We start from the raw sequence: 26,102 nt of genomic DNA on the forward strand, positions 1-26,102 counted from the left end.
CGTGGCCGGGGTCAGGCCCACTCGGTCAGCGAGGCGCCCCCGGCGGCCCCCGGGCGCCCGGCCGGCGGCACGGCGCCCGGGCCGGTGCCGACCGCCGGGTGCGCGGTGTCGATGAGATGCCCGAGCAGGGAGATCAGCGCCCGGACCGAGGAGCGCAGATCCCGCGCGTCGCACTCCACCAGCGGCGTCCCCGGCAGCAGGTCCAGCGCGGACCGCAACTCATCGGCGGAGTGGTGAGGACTGCCGGGGAAGACGTTCACCGCGACGGCGAAGGGGAGCCCCAGCTCCTCCAGATTGCCGAGCGCGTCGAAGGAGGCGGCGAGATCCCGGGTGTCCACGAGCGCCAGCGCCCCCAGCGCCCCCCGGGCGAGATCCCGCCACGCGGGCAGGAAGCGCTGCTGCCCCGGGGTGCCGAAGAGATAGAGCACCAGCGCGCCGTCGATGGTGATCCGCCCGAAGTCCAGGGCGACGGTGGTCGTGGTCTTCCCGCTGTCGACGAGGGTGTCGTACCGGGCGCCCGCCTGGGTCATCATCGCCTCGGTCGACAGCGGTCTGATCTCCGACACGGTGCCGATCAGGGTGGTCTTGCCGACCCCGAGCGGCCCGACGACGAGGATCTTCGCCGCGCCCGCCACGCTGGAGCTGACGTACTTCCCGTGCTGCCCCGCGGGCCGGGCACCCGGCGGTATGTACGGGCCCGGTTGTCCCGACGCCCGCTCGTGGGCGTCAGAGACGGCTTTCGAGGCCATGGAGGACCTTTCTGAGCATGGTCACATCGGTGCGTTCGGCCGGTGGGATGGGTGGCCGGATCACGATCAACCCCCATTCGACGAGGTCGGCGAGGAGCACCTGGACCACCGAAGGCGGGTGCCCGAGGTGTGCCGCCACCTCCGCGACCGACAACAGTCCCTGACAGTGCGTCAGTATCTGATGGTGTTCCGGCTGGAGGGACGGGGGGAACGCGGCGTCGGTCGCCATCACCAGGGTCTCCCAGGCCAGCGGCTCGCCGCCGGTCCCGGAACGCCCCCTGGTGATCACATACGGGCGTACCGCCGACGGCGTCCGCTCCTCCGGACGGTCCGTCATGAGGATTCGGTCACGGGTTCCCGGGGCTGGGTCGACAGATGAGCGCCGATCTTCGCCACCAGCAACTGCATCTGCTGGGCGACCAGCCCCACATCCGCCTCGGTGTCCGTGGCGACGCCCAGGTGCGCGCCCACACCCGCGTGGGTGAAGAGGACGAAGCCGTGCTCGGACTCCAGCATGAGCTGGCGCACTCCGGCCCCCCGGCCGAAGAGCAGCGCCGCGGTGGACCGCCCGGTCATGTTCATCGCCGCACAGGCGGCGGAGAGCGCCTCCGCCTCGGCCACGCTCAGCGAGGCGACCGGGCCGGTGAGACGGTCGGCCGAGGCATGGCCGAGCCGCAGACCGTCCTCGGAGACCACCACCGCGTGCCGTACGCCCGGGATCTCGGTGAGGGGCCGCAGCATCCAGCCCAGATCGGGGAGTCGGGTGATGGTCCCGGTCATGGCCGACCTCCAGGGTGCGCATCGGGTTCGGGGGAAGAGAAAGAAGGAAGCGGGGGGAAGGAAGGGAGGGAAGGAGCGGGGGCGGGGTGGAACTCCCCGGCCACGGCCGCCCGGCCGCGCCGGGAGCCCGACACCACGCTGGCGATCGAGGCCCGCGCCGCCTCGGGGGTCCACACGGCCCGCCCGCCCGGCACCGCGGGCGCCTCGGGCGGCTCGGGCGACAGCGCCGTCCGGGCGGCGGCCTCGACGGCCGCCCCTCTGCGGCTGCGCCGTCGCGGCAGCGCGCCCGGGACCCCGTCCACGACCGCCGGGCCCGGCTGTTCGGGCGGCAGCGGCTGCCGGGTCGGCGGCGGTCTTCCGTCGCCGCCGCCGCGCACCGGGAACGGCTCCTGGTACGCGGGCGCGTGCTGGGGTGTGTCCGGCGGCACGGGCACGGCCACCGGCACGGGTGCCGACATCGTTGCCGCCCCGTGCCCCGGGGGGACACCGTAGGGCTCCCCGCCCGGGCCGTAGGGCTCCGCGCCGCCGCCGTACGGGACCGCTGCCCCGTACGGGACCGGAGCGCCCGCGCCGGGACGGTCGTCGGGACCCGCCTGCCGCCGGGAGGTCCGCCGGGGCAGCCCCGGCCCCGGGGCACCCGCCGGGGCCTCGGTCAGCAGCCGGTGCGGAACGAATGTCACCGCCCGGGTGCCCCCGTACGCCGACGCCCCGGTCAGCTCGACGTTGAAGCCCAGCTGCCGCATCCAGCGGCCCACACAGGCGAGCCCCAGCCGGGGCACCGAGCCGAGCCGCGCCAGATCCCGTTCGTCCCGCAGCCGGGCGGTGGCCTGCCGCAGCACGTCCGGCGGCATGCCCACACCCGCGTCGTCGATCTCCACCACGGCCCCGGCGCCGACCTCGCGGACGGTCACGACCACCCGGGTGCCGGCGGGGGAGAACGCGGTGGCGTTCTCCAGGAGTTCGGCGATGGCGTGCATCAGGGCCTCGACCGCCGGGGGCGCCGCGTACAGATTCTGTCCGCCGTGCACCTCGATCCGGGTGAACTCGACGATCCGGGACTGCGCGCCCCGGACGCAGTCGTAGAGCGAGACCGGCGCGGCCTCCCGGCGGGTGGGCCAGACCCCGCACATCACCAGCAGGGTCTGCGCCTTGCGGGTCATCTGCGCGGCGGCGTGGTCGGCCTTCATCACCTCGGCCATCAGCGCCGGGTCCTCGATGGAGCGCTCGACCCGGTCGAGCACCTGCTGCTGGACCGTGGCCATGGCGTGCACATTGCGGGCGACGGACTCGAAGGCGTTCTGCACGGAGTCGCGCAGCGCCCGTTCCCGGCGGACGGCGTCCTGGGAGGCGAGGGCGTCGACGACGGTGGCGAGCGCGTGGGCGAAGCGTTCGCCGGTCTCGGCGGCGGGGGCCAGCGGGCCCGGTACCGCGACGGGTCGCCCGCCGGGGCGCAGCCGCTCGGCGATCGCGGGCAGCCGGACCGCCGCGAGCCGTTCCACCTCGGCGCCCCGGGCGGCGGCGGTGCGCCGGTCGGCGGTCCGCAGCGCGCGCTCGGCGCGCAGCAGCCGCAGCAGGGACAGGGCCCACACCAGGGTGAGGGCGGCCAGCGCGGCACAGGCCGCGGCCAGGATCTGGAGGCTGCCCGCCGCCGTGTACCGGTCGGCGAGCACGGCGCCCGATGCGACGGCCGCGAGGACGGCCGCGGGCGGCCACCACGGCACCGGGCGGGCGGCGTGGCCGGGGCCGCCGGGTGGCGGGCTCACCACGGCGACCGCCCCGCGCGGGCCGTCGGGTCCGTCCCCCGGGGGACGGGGGCGGTGTGCCCGGGGCAGCGGGGGCCCGTGCGGGAGGGGGCCGGGCCGTCCGGGAGGACCGCGGCGCCCCGGGTGACCACGACGTGAACGACGACCACGAAGACCGAGCCTTTCACGAGGACTTGCACGGGGTCCGGGCGCCCGGGGAGCGGACAGGGCGCCGGATTCCCGCGTAAGAATCGAGAGCAGTCCGAATCCTACGATCAACGGACCGTGTTCGAATATGAGTTGGGCAGGTCACATCAGATTGTCGCTGCGTTCGTTCGCGTTTCGTGCTAGGTGCCACGTGTCACGGCGGCACGGCTCCACCCGAGGGCGCCCGCGCGGAACCCCGCGGGCGGGCCGCCGCTCTGCCGCGCGCCACCGGTCCCATGGGCGGTCAGTCCTCCGCCGTGAGGCCGCGGCGCAGCCGGACCAGGGTGCGCGAGAGCAGCCGGGAGACCTGCATCTGGGAGATCCCCAGCTCCTCGCCGATGTCCGACTGGGTCATGTCGGCACCGAAGCGGAGCGAGAGAATCCGGCGGTCCCGGTCCGGCAGCCCGGCGATCAGCGGTTTGAGCGACTCGATGTACTCGACGCCTTCGAGCCCGCCGTCCTCGTAGCCGATCCGCTCGGCCAGCGTGCCGTCGTGCTCCTCGTTCTGCGGCCGGGCGTCCAGCGAACTCGGGGTGTACGCGTTGCTCGCGACCATGCCCTCGACCACCTCGTCCGCGCCGATGCCCAGGTACTCGGCCAGCTCGGCGACGGTGGGGGAGCGGTCGAGCCGCGCGGTCAGCTCGTCCCCGGCCCGGGCCAGGTCGAGCCGCAGCTCCTGGAGGCGCCGGGGCACCCGGACCGACCAGCTCGTGTCCCGGAAGAAGCGTTTGATCTCGCCGATCACGGTCGGCATGGCGAAGGTGGGGAACTCCACTCCCCGGCTCAGCTCGAACCGGTCGATCGCCTTGATCAGACCGATGGTGCCGACCTGGACGATGTCGTCCATCGGCTCGCTGCGGGAGCGGAAGCGGGCGGCGGCGAACCGGACGAGCGAGAGGTTCAGCTCGACCAGCGTGTTGCGGACGTACGCGTGTTCATGGGTGCCCTCTTCGAGCCGGGCGAGCCGGGCGAACAGGGTCTTCGAGAGGGCGCGCGCGTCGACGGCGCCGATCGCGCCGATGCGATCGATGCCGCCGATGCCATCGATCTCGGCGATCGTGCTGGTCTCGGCGATCGTGCCGGTCCCGTCGGCGGCGGGGGCCGCGCCGGTCCGGTCGGCGGCGCGGGTCGTGCTGAGGGTGGTGGGGTCCAGCCGGGGTGACATGGGTCTCCTCCATGGTTCTCGGCATATGGCTGCCGAAGCCGTGCATGCGCTGCGGTGAGCGGCGCCTCCAAGCCGGTTGAGGGGTGGCTGTGTCGTTTCGTTCCCTGTCAGCCCTACCGGTTCGCCCCACTCCGAGGCAAGTAGCATTTGCCCGATATAAGGCTTTCCTTGGGAAGTTCCACTGGCCCACCCCCGTCAGAAAGGCGTAGGGTTCGACGGACCAGAGACGTCACACCAGGCGGCGTACGACGACACGGTGAAGAGGGACGGACATGGACCGCGGGACGGCCGGCAGCGCACATCGGGGCCGGCTTCTGGTCGAGGTCCGGACCGAAGGTGTCAGCGAAGTGGTGACCCCGGCGGGAGAGTTGGACCACCACACCGCCGACGCGCTCAGCACCCCGCTCGACGCCGCCCTGGAGCAGGGGCGTTCCCGTCTGGTCATCGACTGTTCACGGCTGGAGTTCTGCGACTCCACCGGACTCAATGTGCTGCTCTCCGCCCGGCTGAAGGCGGAAGCGGCCGGGGGAGGGGTCCATTTGACCGGCTTGCGGCCCGTCGTGGCACGAGTGCTGGAGATCACCGGGGCGGAGGCGGTCTTCACCGTCCACCCCTCCCTCCGTGAGGCCCTGTCCGGCTGACCGGCCGGACCGCACCGTCGTCCCTTCCGCACTTCTCCCGGTTTCGTGAGTGTTGTCACCTCGCGCGAGGGCAGGAGAACTCCCGCCGGTCCCCGCGCGCCGGAGCGTCCCGGCGCGCGACGACCGGCCATGGCGGCCGGGCGCGTTCCCTTCCGCTTCAGTGCGGGACAAGGGCGACAGAGAACAATGGCGTACTGGTGATTCGGTGAGGTGAAGCGCTGATGAGCACCACCCGGCCGCAACAGCCGGGCGACCGCGGCCACGAGCCGCAGGTCGTCACAGGCGTACCCGCCGAGAGCGGCGGCGGTGTCGACGGGCCGCCGCCCGCCCGCCCGGCGTACGGGGGGCCCGCGCGCCGCCTCGCCCTGGGCAGCGCCAGCGGCATCGTCCCGCTCGCCCGTGACTTCACCCGGCAGGCGCTGTACGACTGGGGCTGGCTGCCCGCCGCCACCGCCGACCGCAGGGCCGCCGCCGAGGACGTCCTGCTGGTCGTCTCCGAGCTGGTCACCAACGCCTGTCTGCACGCCGAGGGCCCCGAGGAGCTGACCGTCGCCTGCGACGGCAAGGTGCTCCGCCTCGAAGTCACCGACCGGGGCACCGGCCACCCCGCGCCCCGCACCCCGCACCGCGCCGGACGGCCCGGCGGCCACGGCATGTTCATCGTCCAGCGGCTCTGTCTGGACTGGGGCGTGTTGCGGACACCGGGGGCACCCGGCAAGACGGTCTGGGCGGATCTGGCCGCCCCGGCGTGACGGAGGGCGCCCGCGCGTCCGTTCCGGCGTGACGGGCGGTGCCCGCGCGTCTGTTCCGGTGCGGGGTGTTCGTCCCCGTACGAAGGTGTTGTGGAGCATTCGACAAGACGCGCACCGCGTCTTCCCTCCCCGGGTGCCCCGGCGTACCTTGAGCCCCCATCTGATGTTCCGTCAGCAGTTCGTCAGTGACCCGATGCCCCGGGGACAGGAGGGGATTCGCGGTGAGGTACCGGAAACGGACGGCTCTCGCACTCTCGGCCGCGCTGGCGGCCCCGGCGGCGCTGCTCGCCGCCCCGGCCGCGCACGCCGTCGTCGTGGACGTCGACTATCAATGCGTCACCCCGATCGGCCCCAAGTCGGCGGTGTCGCCGATCGACATCAAGGCGGTGCGCAGCGGTGACGCGTACCGGCTGACGATGTCGTTCCGGAAGGGCGTCTCGTCCAGCCCGGTGGAGCTGGGCAAGGGGGCGATGAAGCCCAGCGCGCGGATCGAGCTGGGCGGGGCGGAGACCGGCACGGTGGCGGTGAGCGGCCCGGCGAACACGGAGGCCGTCCCGGCCAATACGCCGATCAGGATAAGCGACCTCTCCGGGACCTATACCCCGAAAGCGACCGGGAAGGTCACGTTCACCGCCGGGGTGCTCACGATCAAGGCCCTCGGGACCACGACGACGTGTACGCCGAAGAACGACCCGGGGCCGTCGCTCGAACTCGATGTCACCGGCTCCGGCGGGACGGATTCCGGTGGCACCGACTCCGGCGGGACGGGGGCTTCGGGCGGCTCCGGCGGCGGGGAGCTGCCCAGGACCGGCCCGCTCGACTCGGCGGCGGCGCTCGGCACGCTCGGCGGGACGGTGCTGCTCGCGGGCGCGGCGGGCGTGCTCTGGCTGACCCGGCGCGGCCGGAGGGCCACCGGCTGAACCGGGCGCGTCCGAGGAGGGTCGTGGACATGAGCGGGGAGAGGGCCCGGGGGCCCGGAGCGGCGTTACCGGAGAACGGGCTTCCCCGCCGGGCCCGTGCGCTCCCCCCGGTCCGTACCCGTGTGCTCTCCCCGGTCCGGGCCCTGGCGGTGGCGCTGCTGCTCGTCGCCCTGCCGGCCATGGCGTCCGCCGCGACTGTGGAGCGTTGGGACGGGACACCGCGCGGAATCCAGCTCTCCCACCGGGTGGCGGCCCCGGGCACGGAGCTGACCGTCAGCGGCGCGGGCTGGCGTCCCGGCGCCCTGCTCACCCTGCTGATCTGCGGCCAGAACATGATCGGCGGGACCAACACCTGCGCCAACGCCGACGGACGGGCCGTCACCACCGACGCCCGGGGCGCCTTCAGCCGGACCCTGCCGGTGGCCGCGCCGCCCCGGCCCTGCCCCTGTGTGGTCCATGTGGCCGCCGTGACCGGTGGGGCCGCCGCCGAGGACGCCGTCCTGGCCGTCGAGGGCCACCCCACCGCGCCGCTGCCCCGCCCCCGGGGAACGGGCCGGCTCACCGCCCTGACCACGGCCCGGCTCGAAGGGGAGTCGGGTCTCCTGGTCCGCTTCGGCGCGCCGCCCGCCCGCCGTCTCGTCCTCACCGTCGGCAACCTCGGCACCACCCCGGTCAGGGACCCGGTCTTCCGGCTCGGCACCTCCCGCGGCGTCTTCGCCCCCCAGTGGGAGGAGCGCCGCTGGCGCGGGACCGTGGCGCCGGGCGCGAAGGCCGTGATCGAGCTGGACGTGGAGCTGGCGGCGGGTGCCCACGGGGCGTACGAGATCGCCGTCCGGCACGGCGGCAGGACCCTCGCCACCCAGCCCTGGGAGGTCGCCCGGCCCTGGGGCGTCACGGCCTTCTGGGTGCTGCTCGCGCTCGTCGTCCCGGCGGTCCTCTTCCGGCTCGGCATGGCGGTCGTGGACCAGGTCCGCCCGCCCGTGGCCGGGGGGACGGCGGCGGCGCCCGCGGCCGGGTCCCCGCCCTGATCCACCGCCGACCCGCCGCGCGGCCCCGGGGCCGGCCACTGCCCGGAGAGAGCGAGAAGGGCCGCCGCCCGGTGTGCGCCGGGCGGCGGCCCTTCTCGTGTCCGTCGGCTGTCAGACGGGTGCGGACGTCAGTTGACGCCGCCCATGAGCGCCTTGACCTTGCGGCGCCACATGAAGACCGCGACACCGGAGAGCGCGGCGATGATGCCCTGGCTCGCGAACCACACCTGCGAGTCCGTCGGCGCGCCGAGGAGCTGGAGCAGGGCGATCACGGAGTTGCCCGCCGTCATGGCGAGGAACCAGACGCCCATCATCTGGGACGCGTACTTCTGGGGGGCCAGCTTGGTGGTCAGCGACAGACCCACCGGGGAGAGGCACAGCTCACCGACGGTCTGCATGAAGTAGACCGTGACCAGCCACATCGGGGAGATCTTGGTGTCGCCCGAGGCCATGCCCTGGGCCACCATCATCACACCGAAGGAACCGCCGACCAGGACCAGCGCCATGGCGAACTTCGAGATTGTGCTGGGCTCCTTGTCGCGCTTGAAGAGCGCGACCCACAGCATCGCGAAGAGGGGCGCGAGCGCCATCACGAACAGCGGGTTCAGCGACTGGAACCAGGTGGTCGGGAACTCGAAGCCGAAGAGGGCGTCCTGCGTGTCGTTCTTCGCGAACAGGGAGAGGACCGAACCGCTCTGGTCGTAGATCGCCCAGAACGCGGCGGCGGCGACGAAGAACCAGATGAAGCCGGACATCCGGGACTGCTCGACGTCCGTCAGGTCCTTGTCCCGCTTGATGCGGAACAGGTACCAGGTCGGCAGCAGCAGACCCAGGATGGTCAGCGGCCACAGCACCCAGTCGACGGTGAAGACGCCCGAGAGACCGACGACCGCGTACGCGGCGACCGCGACACCCAGCCAGATCAGGGCGCGCTTGACCAGCTTCGCGCGCTCCTCGGCGGGCAGCGGCGCGGGCACCCGGGAGGACTCCTCGGCCAGGTGGCGGAAGCCCACGAAGTAGAAGAGCAGACCGATCGCCATACCGACACCGGCCATGGCGAAGCCCAGGTGCCAGTCGACCTTCTGGCCGACCCAGCCGATCGTCAGCGGGGCGACGAAGGCACCGAGGTTGATGCCCATGTAGAAGATCGTGAAGCCGCCGTCGCGGCGCGGGTCGTTCTTGTCCGTGTAGAGCTGGCCCACCATCGTGGAGATGTTGGACTTCAGCAGACCCGAACCGGCCGCGATGAACGCGAGACCGACGAAGAACGAGGCGTCGACCGGCACTGCCAGCAGGAAGTGGCCGATCATGATGATCACACCGGCGATCGCCGTCGCCTTGCGCGCGCCCCAGACGCGGTCACCGAGCCAGCCGCCCGGGAGGGCGAGCAGGTAGACCATGGCGTTGTAGACGGAGTAGATCGCGACCGCGGTCGCGTCCTTCATACCGAGTCCACCGTCGGCCACGTTCGTGGACAGGTAGAGCACGAGCAGCGCTCGCATGCCGTAGAAGCTGTACCGCTCCCACATCTCGGTCATGAAGAGATTGGCCAGGCCGCGCGGGTGGCCGAGGAAGGTCTTCTCGGCCGGGGCCGCGGAATCCTTCGTCAGGGTTGACGCCATGGTCGTTCCTTGCTGTCGGGACGCGCCGCTCGATCGGCGGGACGCGCCCGGTGGGGGGTGGCCGGCACCGATACGGAATCCGCCCCACCCCACGCCCGGGGGCTGGTCCCCGGCCGGCCGGGAACGGAAGGACATCTCCATAACGGGAACCACGCCCCGGGAGCGTCATTGCGCCCGGGGCCCGGCCCACAGGTCATTCACTGTCATCGGGCCCGGAAGCATCCGGCCCCGCGCACATGAAGAGACCCCTGGGAATCGGCCGCGACGTACTCCTACTGGCTGCTCGCGCGGCAGGCCCAAGGGTCTTCGTGTAGTGCTACAGGCGTACACGACACCATACGACACGACAGTGTCGGATATGGAAGGACTTGAGATATGGATCACAGGCGACCCTGGAACCGTATGCCCTGAATCCAAGGTCGCATTCGTGATCACCCCTGGGACCCGCAGGGGTTATGGATCACGCCCCGATGGGTCCCTCTCGCGGACTACCATCACTGCCATGACCCGTGTACTGCTCGCCGAGGACGACGCATCCATCTCCGAGCCACTGGCCCGCGCGCTGCGGCGCGAGGGGTACGAGGTCGAAGTGCGCGAGGACGGCCCCGCCGCGCTCGAAGCCGGGCTCGCGGGCGGCGTCGATCTCGTGGTGCTGGATCTGGGGCTGCCCGGAATGGACGGCCTGGAGGTCGCCAGACGGCTGCGCTCCGAGGGCCACACCGTACCCATCCTGGTGCTCACCGCGCGCGCCGACGAGGTGGACACCGTGGTCGGCCTGGACGCCGGGGCCGACGACTACGTCACCAAGCCCTTCCGCCTCGCCGAGCTGCTGGCCCGGGTCCGCGCCCTCCTCCGCCGCGGCGCGACCGAGCCCGCGCCCGCGCCGTCGACCCATGGGGTCCGCATCGACGTCGAGTCCCACCGGGCCTGGATGGGCGAGGAGGAGCTCCAGCTCACCGCCAAGGAGTTCGACCTCCTGCGCGTCCTCGTCCGCGACGCGGGCCGCGTCGTCACCCGCGACCAGCTCATGCGCGAGGTCTGGGACACCACCTGGTGGTCCTCCACCAAGACCCTCGACATGCACATCTCCTGGCTCCGCAAGAAGCTCGGCGACGACGCGGCGAACCCCCGCTACATCGCCACGGTCCGCGGCGTCGGCTTCCGCTTCGAGAAGAGCTGACCCGCACAAAATCGGCCTCCTGGGGGTCCTCCCACGGACGGAGTCTGGGGGAGAGCGAGGAGCGGGGGCCTGAATTGAAGCCCCTTGGGGGTGCCCCTCCGGAGGGAGATCGGCCCGCGCAAAATCAAGCCTCGCTGGCGTTTGAGGCGCGGGGGTTCGGGGGCTGGCCCCCGACGACGGCCTGCACGGTGCGGGCAGCCCGACACCCCAAGCATGGAACCAAGCCCGGCAGGGCCACCGCCAGAGACACCCCACCCGCCCGGAGGGCTTTGTGCGTCGACGACTCATCCACTCCACCCTCGCCGTCGTCCTCGTCGTCATCGCCGTCTTCGGCGTCTCCCTCGTCATCGTCGAGACCCGCACCATCACCAGCAGCGCCCAGCAGAACGTCCGCTCCGAGGCCACCCGCCTGGCCAGCATCGTCGACGGGCGGCTCATCGGCGGCGAGCCCGTCAACCCCGACATCCTCGCCGAACAGAGCGGCACCAAGCGGTACGCCCTGATCGAGATCCCCGGCCAGCCGCCCATCGAGATCGGCGAGCGCCCCGGCGAGGGCGCGATCGTGGGCCGGGCGGTCGGCGAGAAGGGCGAGACGGTCACCGTCGAGGCCCCCCGTTCCACCATCACCGGCGAAGTGGGCCGCAGCCTCTTCATCATCGGCGGGGTCGCGGTGATCGCGATCGTCGCCGCCATCGTCCTCGCCGTCCGGATGGGCAACCGCATCGCCGCCCCCCTCACCGACCTCGCCGAGACCGCCGAGCGCCTCGGCTCGGGCGACTCCCGGCCCCGGCACCGCCGCTACGGGGTCCCGGAGCTGGACCGGGTCGCCGATGTCCTGGACGCCAGCGCGGACCGGGTCGCGCGGATGCTCACCGCCGAACGGAGACTGGCGGCGGACGCCTCGCACCAGCTCCGTACCCCGCTGACCGCGCTCTCCATGCGGCTGGAGGAGATCTTCGCGACCGACGACCCGGCGACCGTGAAGGAGGAGGCGAGTATCGCCCTCACCCAGGTCGAGCGGTTGACGGACGTGGTGCAGCGGCTGCTGACCAACTCCCGCGACCTGCGGACCGGCTCCGCGATCCTCTTCGACCTGGACGAGGTCGTCCAGCAGCAGATGGCCGAGTGGCGCTCCGCCTACCGCAGCGCGGGCCGTGCGCTGGTCTGCTCCGGCAAGCAGGACCTGACCGCGATCGGCACCCCCGGCGCGGTCGCCCAGGTCCTCGCGGCGCTGATCGAGAACTCGCTGATGCACGGCGGCGGCACGGTGGCGCTGCGCACCCGGGTCACCGGCAACCAGGTGGTGATCGAGGTGACCGACGAGGGCCCCGGCGTCCCCGCCGACCTCGGCGCCCGGATCTTCGAGCGGGCGATCAGCGGACGGAACTCCACGGGTATCGGCCTCGCGGTGGCCCGCGATCTCGCGGAGGCGGACGGCGGGCGGCTGGAGCTGCTGCAACAGCATCCGCCGGTGTTCGCGCTCTTCCTCAGCCGGGTCGCGAAGAAGGCCAGGGACCGGGAAGAGCCACCGACGATCCGCTGACCGCCCGCCCCCGCCGACGATCCGCTGACCGCCCTCGGAGCCCCGACCGTCGGCTCAGCGCCCCGGTCCAGCGCCCCGGAGCCCCGGTCGCCGGTCCAGCGCCCGCCCGGCGGCTCAGCGCTGGGTGGGGACGGCCTGCTCGGTGGCGGGCCCCGGGGGCTCCAGGAACGATTCCGCCGTCCCCCCGGCCTCCCGCCGCTCCTGCGGCAGGGCCCGGAACACCCAGGTCCGGTACGACCAGAAGCGGAACAGCGTCGCGACCCCGATGCCGAAGAACTTGAAGACGTTGCTCTGGAGCGGACCGTCCCAGCCGAACCCGTAGGTCGCCAGGTAGAGGATTCCGTTCTCGATCACACTGCCGATGACGCTGAAGAGCAGGAACAGCGACATCTCGCGGGTGCGCCCGCTCTTGTCGCGGTCGCGGTAGGTGAAGTAGCGGTACCCCACATAGTTGAAGAGGATGGCGACCGCGTTGGCGATCAGGGAGGCCCGTACGACGGGCAGCTCGGTGGTCGCGCGGACGAGGTTGAAGACCGCGAGATTGACCACCACACCCGCGCCGCCCACCGCCCCGAACTTGGCGACCTCGCGCATGAGCTGGTCGAACTGCATGCGCAGCGTTCCGCCACGTTCACCCATCGTGAGAGTCCAGCCCCATCACCTCGACATCGCCAACCCCGTCATGCTAACCAGCCGCCCGGATCGCCGCCCGATCACCTGAACGAGGGTGTGGCGCGAGGTCGTCACACATGGTCATAAGTGGCGACGGTGGGTCACAGAGGCGAGGTCCCGGGGCCGGGCGGACGGCGGCGGATACGCTAAGGGGGTGACGTTCCCGGTAGTCGGCATGGTCGGTGGCGGTCAGCTCGCCCGTATGACCCACGAGGCGGGCATCCCCCTCGGCATCCGTTTCAAGCTCCTCAGCGACACTCCGCAGGACTCAGCGGCCCAGGTGGTCGGCGATGTCGTCATTGGCGACCATCGCGACCTGGACACGCTCCGTGAGTTCGCCCGCGATTGCGATGTGATCACCTTTGATCACGAGCATGTCCCCATCGATCATCTCCGGGCGCTGGAGGCGGAGGGCATCCCCGTCCGCCCCGGCCCCGACGCCCTGCTCCACGCCCAGGACAAGGGCCGGATGCGGGCCCGCCTGGCCGGTCTTGGCGTGCCCTGCCCCCGCCATCGCATCGTGACGGACCCCGCCGATGTCTCCGCGTTCGCCGAGGAGGCCGGCGGCTATCCGGTCGTCCTCAAGACCGTGCGCGGCGGCTACGACGGCAAGGGCGTCTGGGTGGTGCGGACCGAGGCGGAGGCGGCCGACCCGTTCCGCGCGGGCGTGCCCGTCCTCGCGGAGGAGAAGGTCGAGTTCACCCGGGAGCTGGCGGCGAACGTCGTCCGCTCCCCGCACGGACAGGCCGTCGCCTATCCGGTGGTCGAGTCCCAGCAGGTGGACGGGGTCTGCGACACGGTGATCGCCCCCGCCCCCGGGCTGGACGAGGAGCTGGCGGGCCAGGCCCAGCGGCTCGCCCTGACCATCGCCGCCGAACTCGGCGTCGTCGGCCATCTCGCCGTCGAGCTGTTCGAGACCCCGGACGGACGCATCCTGGTCAACGAACTCGCCATGCGGCCCCACAACTCGGGTCACTGGACCCAGGACGGGGCTGTGACCTCGCAGTTCGCCAATCATCTGCGGGCCGTGCTCGATCTCCCGCTGGGCGACCCCCGGCCCCGCGCCCCCTGGACCGTGATGTCCAATGTCCTCGGCGGCGACTACCCGGACATGTACGCGGCGTATCTGCACTGCATGGCCAGGGACCCGCAGCTCAAGATCCATATGTATGGCAAGGACGTCAAGCCGGGCCGCAAGGTGGGTCATGTCAACACCTGTGGTGACGATCTCGCGGAGGTCCGCGAGCGCGCCCGCCACGCGGCCGACTACCTCAGAGGGACGATCACCGAATGAGCAGCACCACCCCGCTCGTGGGCATCGCCATGGGCTCCGACTCCGACTGGACCGTCATGGAGGCCGCCGCCCAGGCACTGGCCGAGTTCGAGATTCCGTACGAGGTGAACGTCCTCTCCGCGCACCGGATGCCGCGCGAGATGGTCGCGTACGGGGAGGAAGCCGACGCCCGCGGGCTGAAGGTGCTGATCGCCGGGGCGGGGGGCGCGGCCCATCTGCCCGGCATGCTGGCCTCCGTGACCCCGCTGCCCGTCATCGGCGTCCCCGTTCCGCTCAAGTACCTCGACGGCATGGACTCGCTGCTGTCGATCGTGCAGATGCCCGCCGGGGTGCCCGTCGCGACCGTCTCCGTCGCCGGGGCGCGCAACGCCGGACTGCTGGCCGCGCGGATGCTCGCGACGCAGGACCCGGAGCTGCTGGCGCGGATGAAGGAGTTCCAGCAGGAGCTGAACGAGCTGGCCACGGAGAAGGGCAAGCGGCTGCGCGCCAAGGTCGAGGGCGCGGGAGCCTTCGGCTTCGCCCAGTAGCCCCGGCCCCTGTAGCCCGGCCCCAGTAGCCCCGGCCCCTGTAGCCCGGCCCCAGTAGCCCTGGCTCCGGCAGCCCGGCCCCAGTAGCCCCGGCTCCGGCAGCCCGGCTCCGGTAGCCCCGGCCCGCGCCCCCTCCGCGGCGCGGGCCTCCGCCGACAGCCCCGTATCGGCCGCCCGTACCGCACCGCCGGTACGGGCGGCCCGCCATGAGGTGCGGCCCGCCGCCGTACCGGGAAGTAGCCCCCGTATGGAACCCATCGAACCCGGATTCGACGAACAGGCGCGGGAACTGCTCGCGGCCCACCCCGTGGTCGACGGCCACAACGACCTGCCCTGGGCGCTGCGCGAGCGCGTCCGCTACGACCTGGACCGCCTCGACCTGGCCGCGAACCACTGCGGCGGCGGCCTGCACACCGACATCCCCCGGCTGCGCGCCGGAGGCGTCGGCGCCCAGTTCTGGTCGGTGTTCGTCCGCGCCGGGATGGCCGGGGACGACGCGGTCAGCGCCACGCTGGAACAGATCGACGGCGTGGGGCAGATGCTGGACCGCTACCCCGCCGACCTCGCGCCCGCGCTCACCGCCGACGACATGGAGGCGGCCCGCGCCCAGGGCCGGATCGCCTCGCTGATGGGGGCGGAGGGCGGCCACTCCATCAACAGCTCCCTGGCCACCCTGCGGGCCCTGTACGCGCTGGGCGTGCGCTATCTGACGCTGACCCACAACAGCAACGTCCCCTGGGCGGACTCGGCCACCGACGAACCCGGGGTCGGCGGGCTCTCCGCGTTCGGCCGCGAGGTCGTCCGCGAGATGAACCGGCTCGGGATGCTGGTGGATCTCTCCCATGTGGCCGCGAGCACCATGCGCCACGCCCTGGACACCTCGACGGCGCCGGTGGTCTTCTCGCACTCCTCGGCGCGCGCGGTCTGCGACCACGTCCGGAACATCCCCGACGACGTGCTGGAGCGGCTGCCCGGGAACGGCGGGGTCGCGATGGCCACGTTCGTCCCCAAGTTCATCCTTCCGGCGGCGATCGAGTGGACCCTCGCCGCGGACGAGAATCTGCGCTCCCACGGCCACCACCCGCTGGACATGAGCGCGGAGGCGATGAAGCTCCACGCCGCCTTCGAGGAGGCGCACCCGCGTCCCGTCGCGACGGTGGCGACCGTGGCCGACCACCTCGACCACATGCGGGAGGCCGCGGGCGTCGACCACATCGGCATCGGCGGCGACTTCGACGGCACGGCCTTCACCCCGGCCGGTCTGGACGATGTCTCCGGCTACCCCAACCTGATCGCGGAGCTGCTGCGCCGGGGCTGGTCCACGGCCGATCTGGCCAAGCTGACCTGGCAGAACGCGGTCCGTGTGCTGCGGGACGCGGAGTCGGTCGCCCGGGAGGAGCGCGCCCGCAGGGGCCCGTCGAACGCGACGATCGCCGTACTCGACGGCAGGGCCGGGCTCAGGGCCTGAGACAGCGGCGCCCGGGCGGCAAGGGCGCTCGGGCGTCGCCGTGTGCTCCTCGGTCGCCCTTCGGTCAGGGCCGGCCGACGAGGCAGAAGGGGTGCCCGGCCGGGTCGGCGTAGACCCGCCAGGTCCGTCCGGGCGCCTCCGCGTCCAGCGGCTTCGCCCCGAGGGCCAGCACCTCGGGCTCGGCCGCGTCCAGCGAGGGCACCCGCAGATCGAGGTGCGCCTGCTGCGGAACGCCGTCCGCGGGCCAGGTGGGCGGGGTGTGCCCGGGGGCGGACTGGAAGGCCAGCGAGGTGCCCCCGTGGCCCACCAGCTCCACCCAGCCGCTGTCGTCGACGTGGATCTCGCCGCCGAGCAGCCGCCGGTAGAACGCGGCGAGCGCCTGGGGGTCGGGACAGTCGAGGACGACGGATTCCAGCGTCGCTATGGCCATGGGGTTCCTCTTCCCTCGGTGTTACCAGTAGATCCCGTTAATGGGTAACGGTGGTGTGTTCCGGCATCGTGCCCGAAGGGAGGTACGGTCGCAACCATGAAACGGGCGGAACCATGAGACGGGCGCGGCAATGAGACGGGTGCGGCGATGAACGGGCGGGCAGCCGCCCCCGGCGGACTGGCGCTGGTTGAGTCGCTGGTGAACACCCTGGACGTCGAGAGCGGCACGGACACCCTGGACACCCCCACCGGGCGCGCCCCCTTCGGCCTCACCGGGGACGGCCTCGCCGCCGCCCGCGAACTGCGCGAGGCCCTGCGCGCGGCCTGCCTGGCCCACGCGGGCCACCCCCCGCCCCCCGGCGCCCCCACCCCGGCCGACCTGGACCGGCTGCTGACGGGCGCCCCGCTGCGCCTCGCCGTCGCCGCCGACGGCACGGCGGCCCTGACGGCGGTGACCCCCGGCACCCTGCTCGCCCGCGTCGCCGAAGCGATCGCCGCCGCGGCGGCCGACGGCACCTGGCCCCGCCTCAAGGCGTGCGAGGCCGAGACCTGCCGCTGGGCGTACTACGACCGCAGCCCGGCCGCCCGCCGCCGCTGGTGCTCGATGTCGGTGTGCGGCGCCCGCGCGAAGATGCGGACGTACCGGGCGCGGCGGGCCTGAGATCCGCAGAACTACTGGTGCGCGGGAGCAGAGATGCCGAATGGCCGGGCTCGGGTACGGGGCCCGGCCGACGGAAGCCGACCGGCCGGGCGCCTGCCGACGTCAGGCGCCCGGGCGCCCCATCGCGCGGTAGACCCAGCCCGCCTCGCGCCAGCGCGCCGGGTCCAGGGCGTTGCGGCCGTCCAGCATGATCCGTCCGGCGACCTCCTGGCCCAGCTCCGCCGGGTCCAGCTCGCGGAACTCGCGCCACTCGGTCAGATGCAGCACCACATCGGCGCCGCGCACGGCCTCCCGCGCGGACGGCGCGTAGCCGAGCGTGGGGAAGAGCTGCCGGGCGTTGGCCATGCCCTTCGGGTCGTACACCGTCACCTGGCCGCCCTGGAGGTGGATCTGCCCGGCGACGTTCAGCGCGGGGGAGTCGCGCACATCGTCCGAGTCGGGCTTGAAGGCGGCGCCCAGGACGGCGACCCGCTTGCCGAGGAAGGAGCCGCCGACGGCCTCGCGGGCCAGCTCGACCATATGGCCGCGGCGCCGCATATTGATCGAGTCGACCTCGCGCAGGAAGGTCAGCGCCTGGTCGACGCCCAGCTCACCGGCGCGGGCCATGAAGGCGCGGATGTCCTTCGGCAGACAGCCGCCGCCGAAGCCGATCCCGGCGCGCAGGAACTTCGCGCCGATGCGGTCGTCGTGCCCGAGGGCCTCGGCGAGCTTCTGCACATCGCCGCCCGCGGCCTCGCAGACCTCGGCCATGGCGTTGATGAACGAGATCTTGGTGGCCAGGAAGGAGTTGGCGGAGGTCTTCACCAGTTCCGCCGTCGGATAGTCGGTGACGACGAGGGGGGAGCCCCCGGCGATCGGGGTCGCATAGACCTCGCGGAGCAGCTTCTCGGCGCGTTCGCTCGTCACACCGACGACGATCCGGTCCGGACGCAGGGTGTCCTCGACCGCGAAGCCCTCCCGCAGGAACTCCGGGTTCCAGGCCAGTTCCACGCCGTCGCCCGGGGCCTGCTCCGCGAGCAGCCGCGCCAGCCGGTCCGCGCTGCCGACCGGCACGGTCGACTTGCCGACGACCAGCGCGGGCCGGGTCAGCAGCGGGGCGAGCGAGGCGAAGGCGGCGTCGACGTACGACATGTCGCAGGCGTACTCGCCGTGCTTCTGCGGGGTGTTCACACAGACGAAGTGGACATCGCCGAACGCGGCGACCTCGTCCCACGAAGAGGTGAACCTCAGCCGCCCGCTGGAGCCGGGCAGACCGGCGACATGCCGGGTCAGCAGCTCTTCGAGACCGGGCTCGTACATCGGCACCCGGCCCGCCGAGAGCATGGCGATCTTCTCGGGGACGACATCGAGGCCCAGTACTTCGAAGCCCAGCTCCGCCATGGCCGCCGCGTGCGTGGCACCGAGGTATCCGGTACCGATCACAGTGATCTTGAGGGCCATGACGAAGCTCCAGACGGTGGCGCTGTCGGGCGCCGTGGACGGACGGTGTCGGGCGCCGGGGCGCGGCCCCGAGCATAGTCGCGCGGGTGCGCGCCGGGGCCCCGGGCTGTCGTCAAGGTCACCTATGCCGTCCCGGCCCCGCGCCCTAAACTTGGTTACTTAACGGTAGTTAGCGCATCTGGGGAGTGAGAGACGTGGCCGGATCGACCGGTAAGCCGGACTTTGACCTGTACCGCACGTCCGAGGAGCACGACGCGCTCCGGGACGCCATCCGCTCCCTCGCCGAGGCGAAGATCGCGCCGTACGCCGCCGCGGTCGACGAGGAGGCGCGCTTCCCGCAGGAGGCCCTGAACGCGCTGGTCGCGGGCGACCTGCACGCCGTCCACGTCCCCGAGGAGTTCGGCGGCGCCGGGGCCGACGCCCTCGCCACGGTCATCGTGATCGAGGAGGTGGCCCGGGTCTGCGCCTCGTCCTCGCTGATCCCCGCCGTGAACAAGCTGGGCTCGCTCCCGGTGATCCTCTCCGGCTCCGACGACCTCAAGAAGCGCTATCTGACCCCGCTGGCCAAGGGCGAGGCGATGTTCTCGTACTGCCTCTCCGAGCCGGACGCGGGCTCGGACGCCGCCGGGATGAAGACCAAGGCGGTCCGCGACGGCGACCACTGGGTCCTCAACGGGGTGAAGCGCTGGATCACCAACGCGGGCGTCTCCGAGTACTACACGGTGATGGCCGTGACCGACCCCGAGAAGCGCTCGAAGGGGATCTCCGCGTTCGTCGTCGAGAAGTCCGACCCGGGCGTCTCCTTCGGCGCCCCGGAGAAGAAGCTCGGCATCAAGGGCTCGCCGACCCGCGAGGTCTACCTCGACAACGTCCGCATCCCGGCCGACCGCATGATCGGCGCGGAGGGCACCGGCTTCGCCACCGCGATGAAGACCCTCGACCACACCCGCATCACGATCGCCGCGCAGGCGCTCGGCATCGCGCAGGGCGCGCTCGACTACGCCAAGGGCTATGTCCGCGAGCGCAAGCAGTTCGGCAAGCCCATCGCCGACTTCCAGGGCGTCCAGTTCATGCTGGCCGACATGGCGATGAAGCTGGAGGCCGCCCGCCAGCTCACCTACGCCGCCGCCGCGAAGTCCGAGCGTGTCGACTCCGACCTGACCTTCTTCGGCGCCGCCGCGAAGTGCTTCGCCTCCGACGCCGCCATGGAGATCACTACGGACGCGGTCCAGCTCCTCGGCGGCTACGGCTACACCCGTGACTACCCGGTGGAGCGCATGATGCGCGACGCCAAGATCACCCAGATTTATGAAGGCACGAATCAGGTTCAGCGGATCGTCATGGCGAGGAACCTGCCGTAGCAGGGTTTTCGCAGGTCAACGGCACTCTGAGGGGTATCTGAACCGAGGGATCGACTTCCGTCCGTTCGGCTCCGTTTCCGCCTGTTCCTGGGCGTCATGCTGGGGAAATCCTGGGCGGATGCTGGGCAGAAAACAGGCTCTGAACTGCGCAAACGTGATGGCCCCCGGCGCAATGCCGGGGGCCATCCGTATGGGCTCGGTCAGGCTGCTTCAGCCTGCTCGGTGGGATCGTCCGCGCCGGGCGTCAGCATGGTGGCGATGGCTGCCCGTCCACGCTGTTCCGCCCCCTCGAAGATGTAGTGGTAGTGCTCCCGCAGTACGTCCGTGGAGCTGTGACCCATCCAGTCGGCCACGTCGTTCTCAGGGACACCCGCGTAGAGCAGCCGCGAGCCGTAGTAATGCCGCATGGCGTGTGGCTTGCAGTACGCCACATCCCCCTTCGTCAGGGCTGCAAGCCAGATCTGCCGGTAGAAGTACGAGGCGTAGAGGTAGCCCGTGCGGGAGACGTTGGGGAAGAGCAGGCGTTCCGGTCCCCACACTCCGTGGCTCTTGATGTGCCGCCGCAGCTCGAACGCGACGTTGGGCGGTAGGGGGACTACACGTCCCGGCTCCTCCTTGTCGCGGGCCTTGACGTGCCGCCGCTGTAGCGCGCTGTTCTTGCCGGACTCACTCTCGCCGTCCTCCGCGATCTGGAAGTCCACGCGCAGGACTTCGCCCTTGAAGTCGATCTGATCCCGCGAGACGGCCATGGCTTCCCCCAGCCGGAGCCCACACCCGGCCATCAGCCACAGCATCGCCCGATAGCGGGTCGGAGCCCCGTTGAGCATTGCCAGGACCTCACGCGTTGTGAGCCGCCGAGCCTTGCTCTTGTGCTCGCGAATCTCCTTGGCGCGACTGCCTGCGTGCTTGATTCTTTTGCAGGGGTTGCGCCCGATGATCTCGTTGACGACAGCCCACTCCATCATCCCGGAGAAGAAGGAGAACCGCTGGCGCCTGGTCCGCGCTGACAGCTTGCGGTCCGTCTCCATCCACAACAGCCACTGCTCGATGTCGGCCACCTTCAGGGACACGATGGTGCGGGCCTTGAAGAACGGTTCCAGAGTCGTCCTCTGGATCGACCGGTACTGCTTCTTCGTGCTGTTCTCCAGCTTCCTTTGATTCGTCCACTGCTCCCAGACCGCCGTCACTGGCTGCTTCCCAAGCCTGTCGTCCAGGTAGGTTCCGGCGTCTAGCTCCCGCTCCTTCTTCTTCCGGTGGTCGTCGGCGCGTGTCTTCGTCCCGAACGACTTCTGCCGCTGCTTGCCGTCCGGGTCGTACCAGAAGGTTGTCCACTTCTTCGGATCGTCCGTGGAGCGCGCTATCCATGCCTTTGCCATGTGACCTGGTCTTCTCTGCTGCCGATGGGCCGCCGTGCGCTGCCCTGTGGCGCAAGTTTGATCACTGGCCCCCCAGGGTTGTCAACACGGGGTGGGCAACCCTGCGTGGTACGGTGCGGGTATGGAAGGCGATGAGAGCGGGTTCGAGATCACCCAGCAGCAAGGGGCCTGGACCATTCGCCTGTGGTGGCCCAGCGGCCCGGTAACAGGCGGTCCGCAGCGGGTCACCATCGAGACGGCGGAGGATGCCCCGGCACGTGATGTGGCGCGAGGGATCTCCACGACCGTGCTCCGGCGGCTGGACCTGCCCGGGGCGATCAAGATGGCGGAAGAACACGCCCCGAAGGGGCAGGAGGTCATGCAGGAACTCGCAAGGGCCATAGACCGGGGCGCCGAAACAGCCGGAGTGCTACTCGAACGTGATGGAGTCTCAGACGCGTATCTTGCGGTTCTCGCCTCCGTCTACAAGGCCGTGTCCGATACCGGCGCCGCAGCCCCGGTTCCCTGGCTTGCGCGGCGAGTCAACCGCAGCACCGAAACGGTTAAGGGGCACCTCAAGCAAGCGCGACGCGATGGCTACCTCACGACCGTGGCTGGCAAGGCCGGGGGCGAGCTGACCGATAAAGCGACGGAGGTGCTTAAGCGCATTGCCTTCTAAGTGCTGGAAGAGGAAGGGCGGAATCTGGATTGAGGAACACCGTGACAGGCAGGCTCCTGACCGTGGACGACGTGGCCGAATACTTGGGTAAGCCCAAGGGGTGGGTATACGCGAACTGGAAGCCCAGGGGTATTCCGTTCCGGAAGGTGGGTCAGGCGCTCCGCTGCCGCCCGGCCGCCTTGGAAGAATGGGTTGACGACCAGAACTGAACAGCGCGACTGCCAGAGCCCCCGAGGTGATCGGGGGCTTTTTCTTTGATGAGAGGACTGTGTGGCCAAGACGATCCCGCCCTCAGGCAAGTCGAAGCGGGCCAAGTGGGAGCGGCGTGCGGATGCGCTGCTGGAGGCGGCCGGGGAAGAGGCGGCCGAGGGGTGGCCGGGGTTCTGGCCGAAGCAGGCGGAAACGGAGTTCGAGCGGATAGTGGCAGCGCATACCGGGATGGTTCCTTTGGGCTGGACCGCGATCGTGGCGATGCTTCCTTCCTGCGATCCGGAGTTGCGTCACCGGGACGTGCAATCCGTCATGGAACAGCGCCCCGGAGAGTGTGAGCCGGACCGCTATGGCGAACTGCTCTCTCTGCTCTCCGAAGCGGAGAGGGATGGCGTGCACCACGGCACCGGCTTCATAGTTGAGCGCCGGAATTATCCTCTGGATTCGTGCCGGTGGACTGAATGCCGTGAGCCTCTGTACGCCTTGCAGGGGGCGCGGAAACGGGGGCGCCCTCGGAGGTACTGCGAGGCTCACCAGAAGCCTGCCAGGGCCCGTACGCGGCGTTTGAGGTATGCGGGGATTCAGGTGGGGCGCAACAGGAACCTCGTGTACGACTTCGGCGGCCTGAAGGAGCAGGATCTATCGGGCTACCGGGAGCTGTGGGGCCGGGTCAACGTCGCCGGATCATGATGCGCCGGAGACCGCGTCCGGGGCTTCCCTGCTGTGTCGCATTAATTCATAACAGTGGAGGAACGGATCCTCCGGGGCCATGCACACTCGGCGGTGTGCCTCTGGCACGGCCTGCGGGCCGGGCAGTTCCCAAGTCGTCATGGGGCTCTGCGGACACCTCCCTGTGAGAGGGGCAATGTAGAGAAACACTTCCTCCCTTGCTTCCTGCTGTTGATCTCAGTGGGGGGTAAGGGGGGCAGTGTCTTCTCTTACGTTGTCCTCTTGTGAGGGGGTAGGGCCGTCCTAGAGCGGCCCATTCCCTCCCCTTCGATTCCTGTCTTAGTTAGATCTTCAGGAGGTGTCGCCATGAGCGACGAACCAAACCATTCCTCTTCTCTGATGCCCACGCCGGCCGATGTGGCCGACCCTGTCCAGGAAGATCCTGTTGTAGTTCCTGAGCCCGATCCTGCCGAGGCCCTGCGTGCCGAGATCCGGCGGGATTACTCCGTGAGGCTGGCTCATGCCGAACTGAGGGTCGAGGCCACCCGTGCGGGGATTGATCTTCCCGATGGGTTTGTCGAACTCCTCGACCTTTCCAAGCTGCTGGGCGAGGACGGAGAGCCATCGGCCGACGCCATCGGGCTGGCTCTCCAGCCCTTTCAGGAGTTGAAGAAGCCCAAGTTCATCCAAAACCTCGGCCTCGGCCGCCAGGGCCCCAGCTATGCTCCGGCAGCACACGTATCCCTTGACGCCCGAGAGCGGCACTAACCCGGAGGTAAGCCTATGACGGCCCGTGCATACCAGAACCCTTCTTCCCATACATTTGTCAGTGAGGAATGGGACTCCGCACTCCTGACCCAATATGATCCGCTGCTGGTCTGGGCTTCGCCGCTTGTCTGCAACCGCAAGTACGAGGGCGACATCAGTAAGCAGGGCGACCTTGTTCACATCAACTCGCTTGTGACTCCCACTGTCGCGGATTACAAACTGCCGGACGGCATGACGTTTCAGCGCCCCGAGACGGTTGACCAGAAGCTGGAAGTCAGCGAGGCCAAGTATATTCAGCTTCTTGTTGAGGATGCCGAGCGAGCACAGGTGGCGGGGACGATCGATTCACCGATCAATCAGCGCATGATTCAAGCCCTCGCCCGCGAGACGGACACCTTCGTAGGGAACGTTATCGCCAGCGGTGCAACGGCTCTGCCAAGCGCCAAGGCGACGGCTCAGAACGCACCTCAGGTGCTCTACGGAACAATTCTTGACATGATGCTGGCCCTGGACGACAACGATGTTCCCACGGGCCGCTACGTCGTCGTGTCCCCCAGGGTGAAGCGATATCTGATCGAGCATCCCGCCATTGCGAACGCAGGGGCATACGGCGAAGGCGGCGTCACCGCAAACGGTCTGATCGCTCGACTGGCAGGCTTCACCGTCGTGTCCACTACCGCCATGCCGAAGGGGGTGGACATCGTCGCCGGTCACTCTGACTTCAGCACTCACGCAAGCCAGTTCACCGGATTCCGGACCCTTCAGAGTGAGCGATACAGGGCAGACGTCATCGACAACCTTCACCTGTACGGGGCCAAGATCCTCCGATACCCCGGTATGGACACGAAGAAGGCGGACAGTACCTTTGACGAGTCCAAGCCCACCAAGGGCATCGTGAAGGCTTCCGTGGAATGGGTGCTGGCGGCCTGACCGCTGATTTGTTTGGGCCCCGCCGACCGGCGGGGCCCGTTCCCGTTCACTCTCCGTCGAACTTAACGGGCGCCGGCCACCGGCCCAGAGTGACAAAAATCGATGCGACCACACGCCGCTAGGTGTGATCTGCCGATTCCGGTACGCCGCCACCTCAAAGGGTGACGCGCCTCACCGCTATTCATGCAAAATTCGACCCCAGCGGCCTTTCTCGGGTCACCCGCGGAACGCGCCTCAGGGATTTGAATAAGGAAATGGCGAATTCCTGAAAATTTGATACCCGTACACGGTTCGAGGAAGGCACCCCCGGTGGGTCCTCATTCCTTACTAACACGCATTACCCCCACTTCTTGCATTCGTTTGAGTTACGCATCATTTATCTGCGCGTAATAATTTCGTGATTGATCGTCGGCAGGGTTGATCTCGCACCGCAGCAGCGAATGCGGTCGGCCGTCAGAGCGAATCGCTCCGGCCCTGTTTCTGAGACTTCCCTGTCCCTCACGAACGAAGGAATGCAGATTCATGCGTAGGACCGTTCTCGTGCCCGTTCTGAAGACCCTGTGCGACGCTCACATAGCGCGGGACGGGAGCGAGGAAGACGCCACGGCGACCCTGACCCTGGGAGAGCGCGCGTGGGACCTGTGTGGGGAGCATCAGGCGACGTTCAGCCGCTACCTGACGGATGCCCTGGGGACAGGGGCGGACGACGACCACGTTCCAGACGACGACACAACCGGAGAACCGGACCCCGTCATCGAGACGGAGCCGGAAGCGGACAGAGCCTGTGAGGCGGACGCCGACGATGGTGCCGGACCGGAACCGGTGCGGTCCGTGATGATCGCCGGTGAGGTACCCGGGTACGAGTGGGACACGGCCCGTGAGGCCGTGCGGAACCTCGGGTACGAAGTGGTGGGGCGCGCGGACGACAGCACGGTTCTGCTCATCCTGGGTGAGGGTGGGGAGCGCAACGGAACCAAGCTGCGGGACGCGGCGGAGCGCGGCATCCCGTGCATGGACGTCCGGGCACCGGGCCGGTTCCGTGACGCGGTACGGGCTGGACGGTTCACGGGCGGTGACCCGCTTCCGCAGCCTGCCAAGGTGGACCGGTCGGGGATGAGTGAGCGGGAGCGCAACCGGCTGATCCGGTCGTGGGCCCGTGGCCAGGGATACACCGTTCCTTCCCAGGGGCGCATCCCGATGGGCGTGCGGCACGCCTACGAGACAGCTCACCGGAACGCCCCGGAGGGAAAAGCGGCAGCGGCCTGAGTGCCGCACCCCCGGCGGGGCCGACCGTTCCCCGTGGCGGTCGG

Annotated in this window: 27 protein-coding genes; 17 read left to right on the plus strand and 10 right to left on the minus strand. The window is 70.4% G+C overall.

The genetic code is table 11. From position 1 onward, the window contains the following. Positions 1-11: 11 nt before the first annotated feature. The 5 genes from CRV15_RS17575 to CRV15_RS17595 all read right to left on the minus strand — a co-directional run bounded on the left by CRV15_RS17575 (position 12) and on the right by CRV15_RS17595 (position 4,643). Complete coding sequence (locus CRV15_RS17575; protein ID WP_003960707.1) at positions 12-749, minus strand: GTP-binding protein; 738 nt, start codon at positions 747-749, stop codon at positions 12-14. After that, positions 727-1,086, minus strand: a complete 360-nt coding sequence (locus CRV15_RS17580) for a DUF742 domain-containing protein (protein WP_003960706.1) — start codon at positions 1,084-1,086, stop codon at positions 727-729. The genes CRV15_RS17575 and CRV15_RS17580 overlap by 23 nt, the downstream gene beginning before the upstream one ends. Beyond that, positions 1,083-1,529 carry a roadblock/LC7 domain-containing protein gene (locus tag CRV15_RS17585; protein ID WP_003960705.1) on the minus strand — a complete coding sequence of 149 codons (447 nt, stop codon included), beginning with the start codon at positions 1,527-1,529 and terminating at the stop codon, positions 1,083-1,085. The genes CRV15_RS17580 and CRV15_RS17585 overlap by 4 nt, the downstream gene beginning before the upstream one ends. Beyond that, positions 1,526-3,292, minus strand: a complete 1,767-nt coding sequence (locus CRV15_RS17590; protein ID WP_003960704.1) for an ATP-binding protein — start codon at positions 3,290-3,292, stop codon at positions 1,526-1,528. Before CRV15_RS17590 ends, CRV15_RS17585 begins: the two co-directional genes overlap by 4 nt. A 430-nt stretch (positions 3,293-3,722) precedes the next feature. Further along, positions 3,723-4,643 carry an RNA polymerase sigma factor SigF gene (locus CRV15_RS17595; protein ID WP_003960702.1) on the minus strand — a complete coding sequence of 307 codons (921 nt, stop codon included), beginning with the start codon at positions 4,641-4,643 and terminating at the stop codon, positions 3,723-3,725. A gap of 272 nt (positions 4,644-4,915) precedes the next feature. Here CRV15_RS17595 and CRV15_RS17600 point away from each other — a divergent pair, with 272 nt between their 5' ends. The 4 genes from CRV15_RS17600 to CRV15_RS17615 all read left to right on the plus strand — a co-directional run bounded on the left by CRV15_RS17600 (position 4,916) and on the right by CRV15_RS17615 (position 7,984). Further along, on the plus strand, positions 4,916-5,284 hold the full coding sequence (locus CRV15_RS17600; protein WP_003960701.1) for an STAS domain-containing protein: 369 nt from the start codon (positions 4,916-4,918) through the stop codon (positions 5,282-5,284). Between the two features lie 221 nt (positions 5,285-5,505). Next, entirely contained in the window at positions 5,506-6,036 is a 531-nt protein-coding gene (locus CRV15_RS17605; protein WP_003960700.1) for an ATP-binding protein, read from the plus strand. Positions 6,037-6,257: 221 nt separating this feature from the next. Continuing rightward, a complete protein-coding gene (locus CRV15_RS17610; protein WP_009996373.1) occupies positions 6,258-6,956 on the plus strand; it encodes a hypothetical protein in 699 nt (232 codons plus the stop codon). Positions 6,957-6,985: 29 nt separating this feature from the next. Beyond that, positions 6,986-7,984, plus strand: coding sequence for a neocarzinostatin apoprotein domain-containing protein (locus CRV15_RS17615; protein ID WP_003960698.1), 999 nt, complete (start codon positions 6,986-6,988; stop codon positions 7,982-7,984). Positions 7,985-8,112: 128 nt separating this feature from the next. Here the strand turns inward: CRV15_RS17615 and CRV15_RS17620 are convergent, their stop codons facing one another. Continuing rightward, on the minus strand, positions 8,113-9,606 hold the full coding sequence (locus CRV15_RS17620) for a peptide MFS transporter (RefSeq protein ID WP_003956728.1): 1,494 nt from the start codon (positions 9,604-9,606) through the stop codon (positions 8,113-8,115). Between the two features lie 502 nt (positions 9,607-10,108). On the opposite strand from CRV15_RS17620, the gene CRV15_RS17625 reads away from it, so the two are divergent. Both CRV15_RS17625 and CRV15_RS17630 read left to right on the plus strand, forming a co-directional pair. Next, entirely contained in the window at positions 10,109-10,786 is a 678-nt protein-coding gene (locus CRV15_RS17625) for a response regulator transcription factor (protein WP_003956729.1), read from the plus strand. Positions 10,787-11,057: 271 nt separating this feature from the next. Further along, positions 11,058-12,329, plus strand: a complete 1,272-nt coding sequence (locus tag CRV15_RS17630) for an ATP-binding protein (RefSeq protein ID WP_003956730.1) — start codon at positions 11,058-11,060, stop codon at positions 12,327-12,329. Between the two features lie 114 nt (positions 12,330-12,443). Here CRV15_RS17630 and CRV15_RS17635 read toward each other — a convergent pair whose 3' ends face one another. Continuing rightward, the gene (locus CRV15_RS17635; protein WP_003956731.1) at positions 12,444-12,968 is read right to left on the minus strand and encodes a GtrA family protein; all 525 of its coding nucleotides are present in this window, start codon (positions 12,966-12,968) and stop codon (positions 12,444-12,446) included. A 187-nt stretch (positions 12,969-13,155) separates the two neighbouring features. On the opposite strand from CRV15_RS17635, the gene CRV15_RS17640 reads away from it, so the two are divergent. The 3 genes from CRV15_RS17640 (at position 13,156) to CRV15_RS17650 (ending at position 16,290) form a co-directional block, all read left to right on the plus strand. Continuing rightward, positions 13,156-14,295, plus strand: a complete 1,140-nt coding sequence (locus CRV15_RS17640; RefSeq protein ID WP_174391377.1) for a 5-(carboxyamino)imidazole ribonucleotide synthase — start codon at positions 13,156-13,158, stop codon at positions 14,293-14,295. Further along, the gene (gene purE / locus CRV15_RS17645) at positions 14,292-14,822 is read left to right on the plus strand and encodes a 5-(carboxyamino)imidazole ribonucleotide mutase (protein ID WP_003956733.1); all 531 of its coding nucleotides are present in this window, start codon (positions 14,292-14,294) and stop codon (positions 14,820-14,822) included. Before CRV15_RS17640 ends, purE begins: the two co-directional genes overlap by 4 nt. Before the next feature lie 247 nt (positions 14,823-15,069). Continuing rightward, positions 15,070-16,290 (plus strand): dipeptidase, encoded by a 1,221-nt coding sequence (locus CRV15_RS17650; protein ID WP_003956734.1) that lies wholly within the window; start codon positions 15,070-15,072, stop codon positions 16,288-16,290. A 64-nt stretch (positions 16,291-16,354) separates the two neighbouring features. Here CRV15_RS17650 and CRV15_RS17655 read toward each other — a convergent pair whose 3' ends face one another. Continuing rightward, positions 16,355-16,720, minus strand: coding sequence for a VOC family protein (locus CRV15_RS17655; RefSeq protein ID WP_003956735.1), 366 nt, complete (start codon positions 16,718-16,720; stop codon positions 16,355-16,357). 147 nt (positions 16,721-16,867) lie between these two features. On the opposite strand from CRV15_RS17655, the gene CRV15_RS17660 reads away from it, so the two are divergent. Further along, positions 16,868-17,380 carry a CGNR zinc finger domain-containing protein gene (locus CRV15_RS17660; protein WP_003960695.1) on the plus strand — a complete coding sequence of 171 codons (513 nt, stop codon included), beginning with the start codon at positions 16,868-16,870 and terminating at the stop codon, positions 17,378-17,380. 102 nt (positions 17,381-17,482) lie between these two features. On the opposite strand, the gene CRV15_RS17665 is transcribed toward CRV15_RS17660, so the two are convergent. Next, positions 17,483-18,820, minus strand: a complete 1,338-nt coding sequence (locus CRV15_RS17665) for a UDP-glucose dehydrogenase family protein (RefSeq protein WP_003956738.1) — start codon at positions 18,818-18,820, stop codon at positions 17,483-17,485. 194 nt (positions 18,821-19,014) lie between these two features. Here CRV15_RS17665 and CRV15_RS17670 point away from each other — a divergent pair, with 194 nt between their 5' ends. Further along, a complete protein-coding gene (locus CRV15_RS17670) occupies positions 19,015-20,181 on the plus strand; it encodes an acyl-CoA dehydrogenase family protein (protein WP_003956739.1) in 1,167 nt (388 codons plus the stop codon). Between the two features lie 200 nt (positions 20,182-20,381). Here the strand turns inward: CRV15_RS17670 and CRV15_RS17675 are convergent, their stop codons facing one another. After that, positions 20,382-21,557 (minus strand): tyrosine-type recombinase/integrase, encoded by a 1,176-nt coding sequence (locus CRV15_RS17675; protein WP_003956740.1) that lies wholly within the window; start codon positions 21,555-21,557, stop codon positions 20,382-20,384. Positions 21,558-21,678: 121 nt separating this feature from the next. On the opposite strand from CRV15_RS17675, the gene CRV15_RS17680 reads away from it, so the two are divergent. The 6 genes from CRV15_RS17680 to CRV15_RS17705 all read left to right on the plus strand — a co-directional run bounded on the left by CRV15_RS17680 (position 21,679) and on the right by CRV15_RS17705 (position 26,058). Further along, positions 21,679-22,215 (plus strand): hypothetical protein, encoded by a 537-nt coding sequence (locus CRV15_RS17680; RefSeq protein WP_009996370.1) that lies wholly within the window; start codon positions 21,679-21,681, stop codon positions 22,213-22,215. A 62-nt stretch (positions 22,216-22,277) separates the two neighbouring features. After that, positions 22,278-22,424 carry a helix-turn-helix domain-containing protein gene (locus tag CRV15_RS17685; RefSeq protein WP_257785471.1) on the plus strand — a complete coding sequence of 49 codons (147 nt, stop codon included), beginning with the start codon at positions 22,278-22,280 and terminating at the stop codon, positions 22,422-22,424. 61 nt (positions 22,425-22,485) lie between these two features. Next, positions 22,486-23,115: a hypothetical protein gene (locus CRV15_RS17690; RefSeq protein ID WP_003956743.1), complete on the plus strand. Its 630-nt coding sequence runs from the start codon at positions 22,486-22,488 to the stop codon at positions 23,113-23,115. Between the two features lie 345 nt (positions 23,116-23,460). Next, positions 23,461-23,862, plus strand: a complete 402-nt coding sequence (locus tag CRV15_RS17695; protein ID WP_003956744.1) for a hypothetical protein — start codon at positions 23,461-23,463, stop codon at positions 23,860-23,862. A gap of 15 nt (positions 23,863-23,877) precedes the next feature. Next, positions 23,878-24,792 (plus strand): phage major capsid protein, encoded by a 915-nt coding sequence (locus CRV15_RS17700; RefSeq protein ID WP_003956745.1) that lies wholly within the window; start codon positions 23,878-23,880, stop codon positions 24,790-24,792. Positions 24,793-25,314: 522 nt separating this feature from the next. Next, a complete protein-coding gene (locus CRV15_RS17705) occupies positions 25,315-26,058 on the plus strand; it encodes an Lsr2 family DNA-binding protein (protein WP_003956746.1) in 744 nt (247 codons plus the stop codon). The last annotated feature ends 44 nt before the right edge of the window (positions 26,059-26,102 follow it).

It is taken from the genome of Streptomyces clavuligerus, assembly GCF_005519465.1.
GTDB classification, from domain to species: domain Bacteria; phylum Actinomycetota; class Actinomycetes; order Streptomycetales; family Streptomycetaceae; genus Streptomyces; species Streptomyces clavuligerus.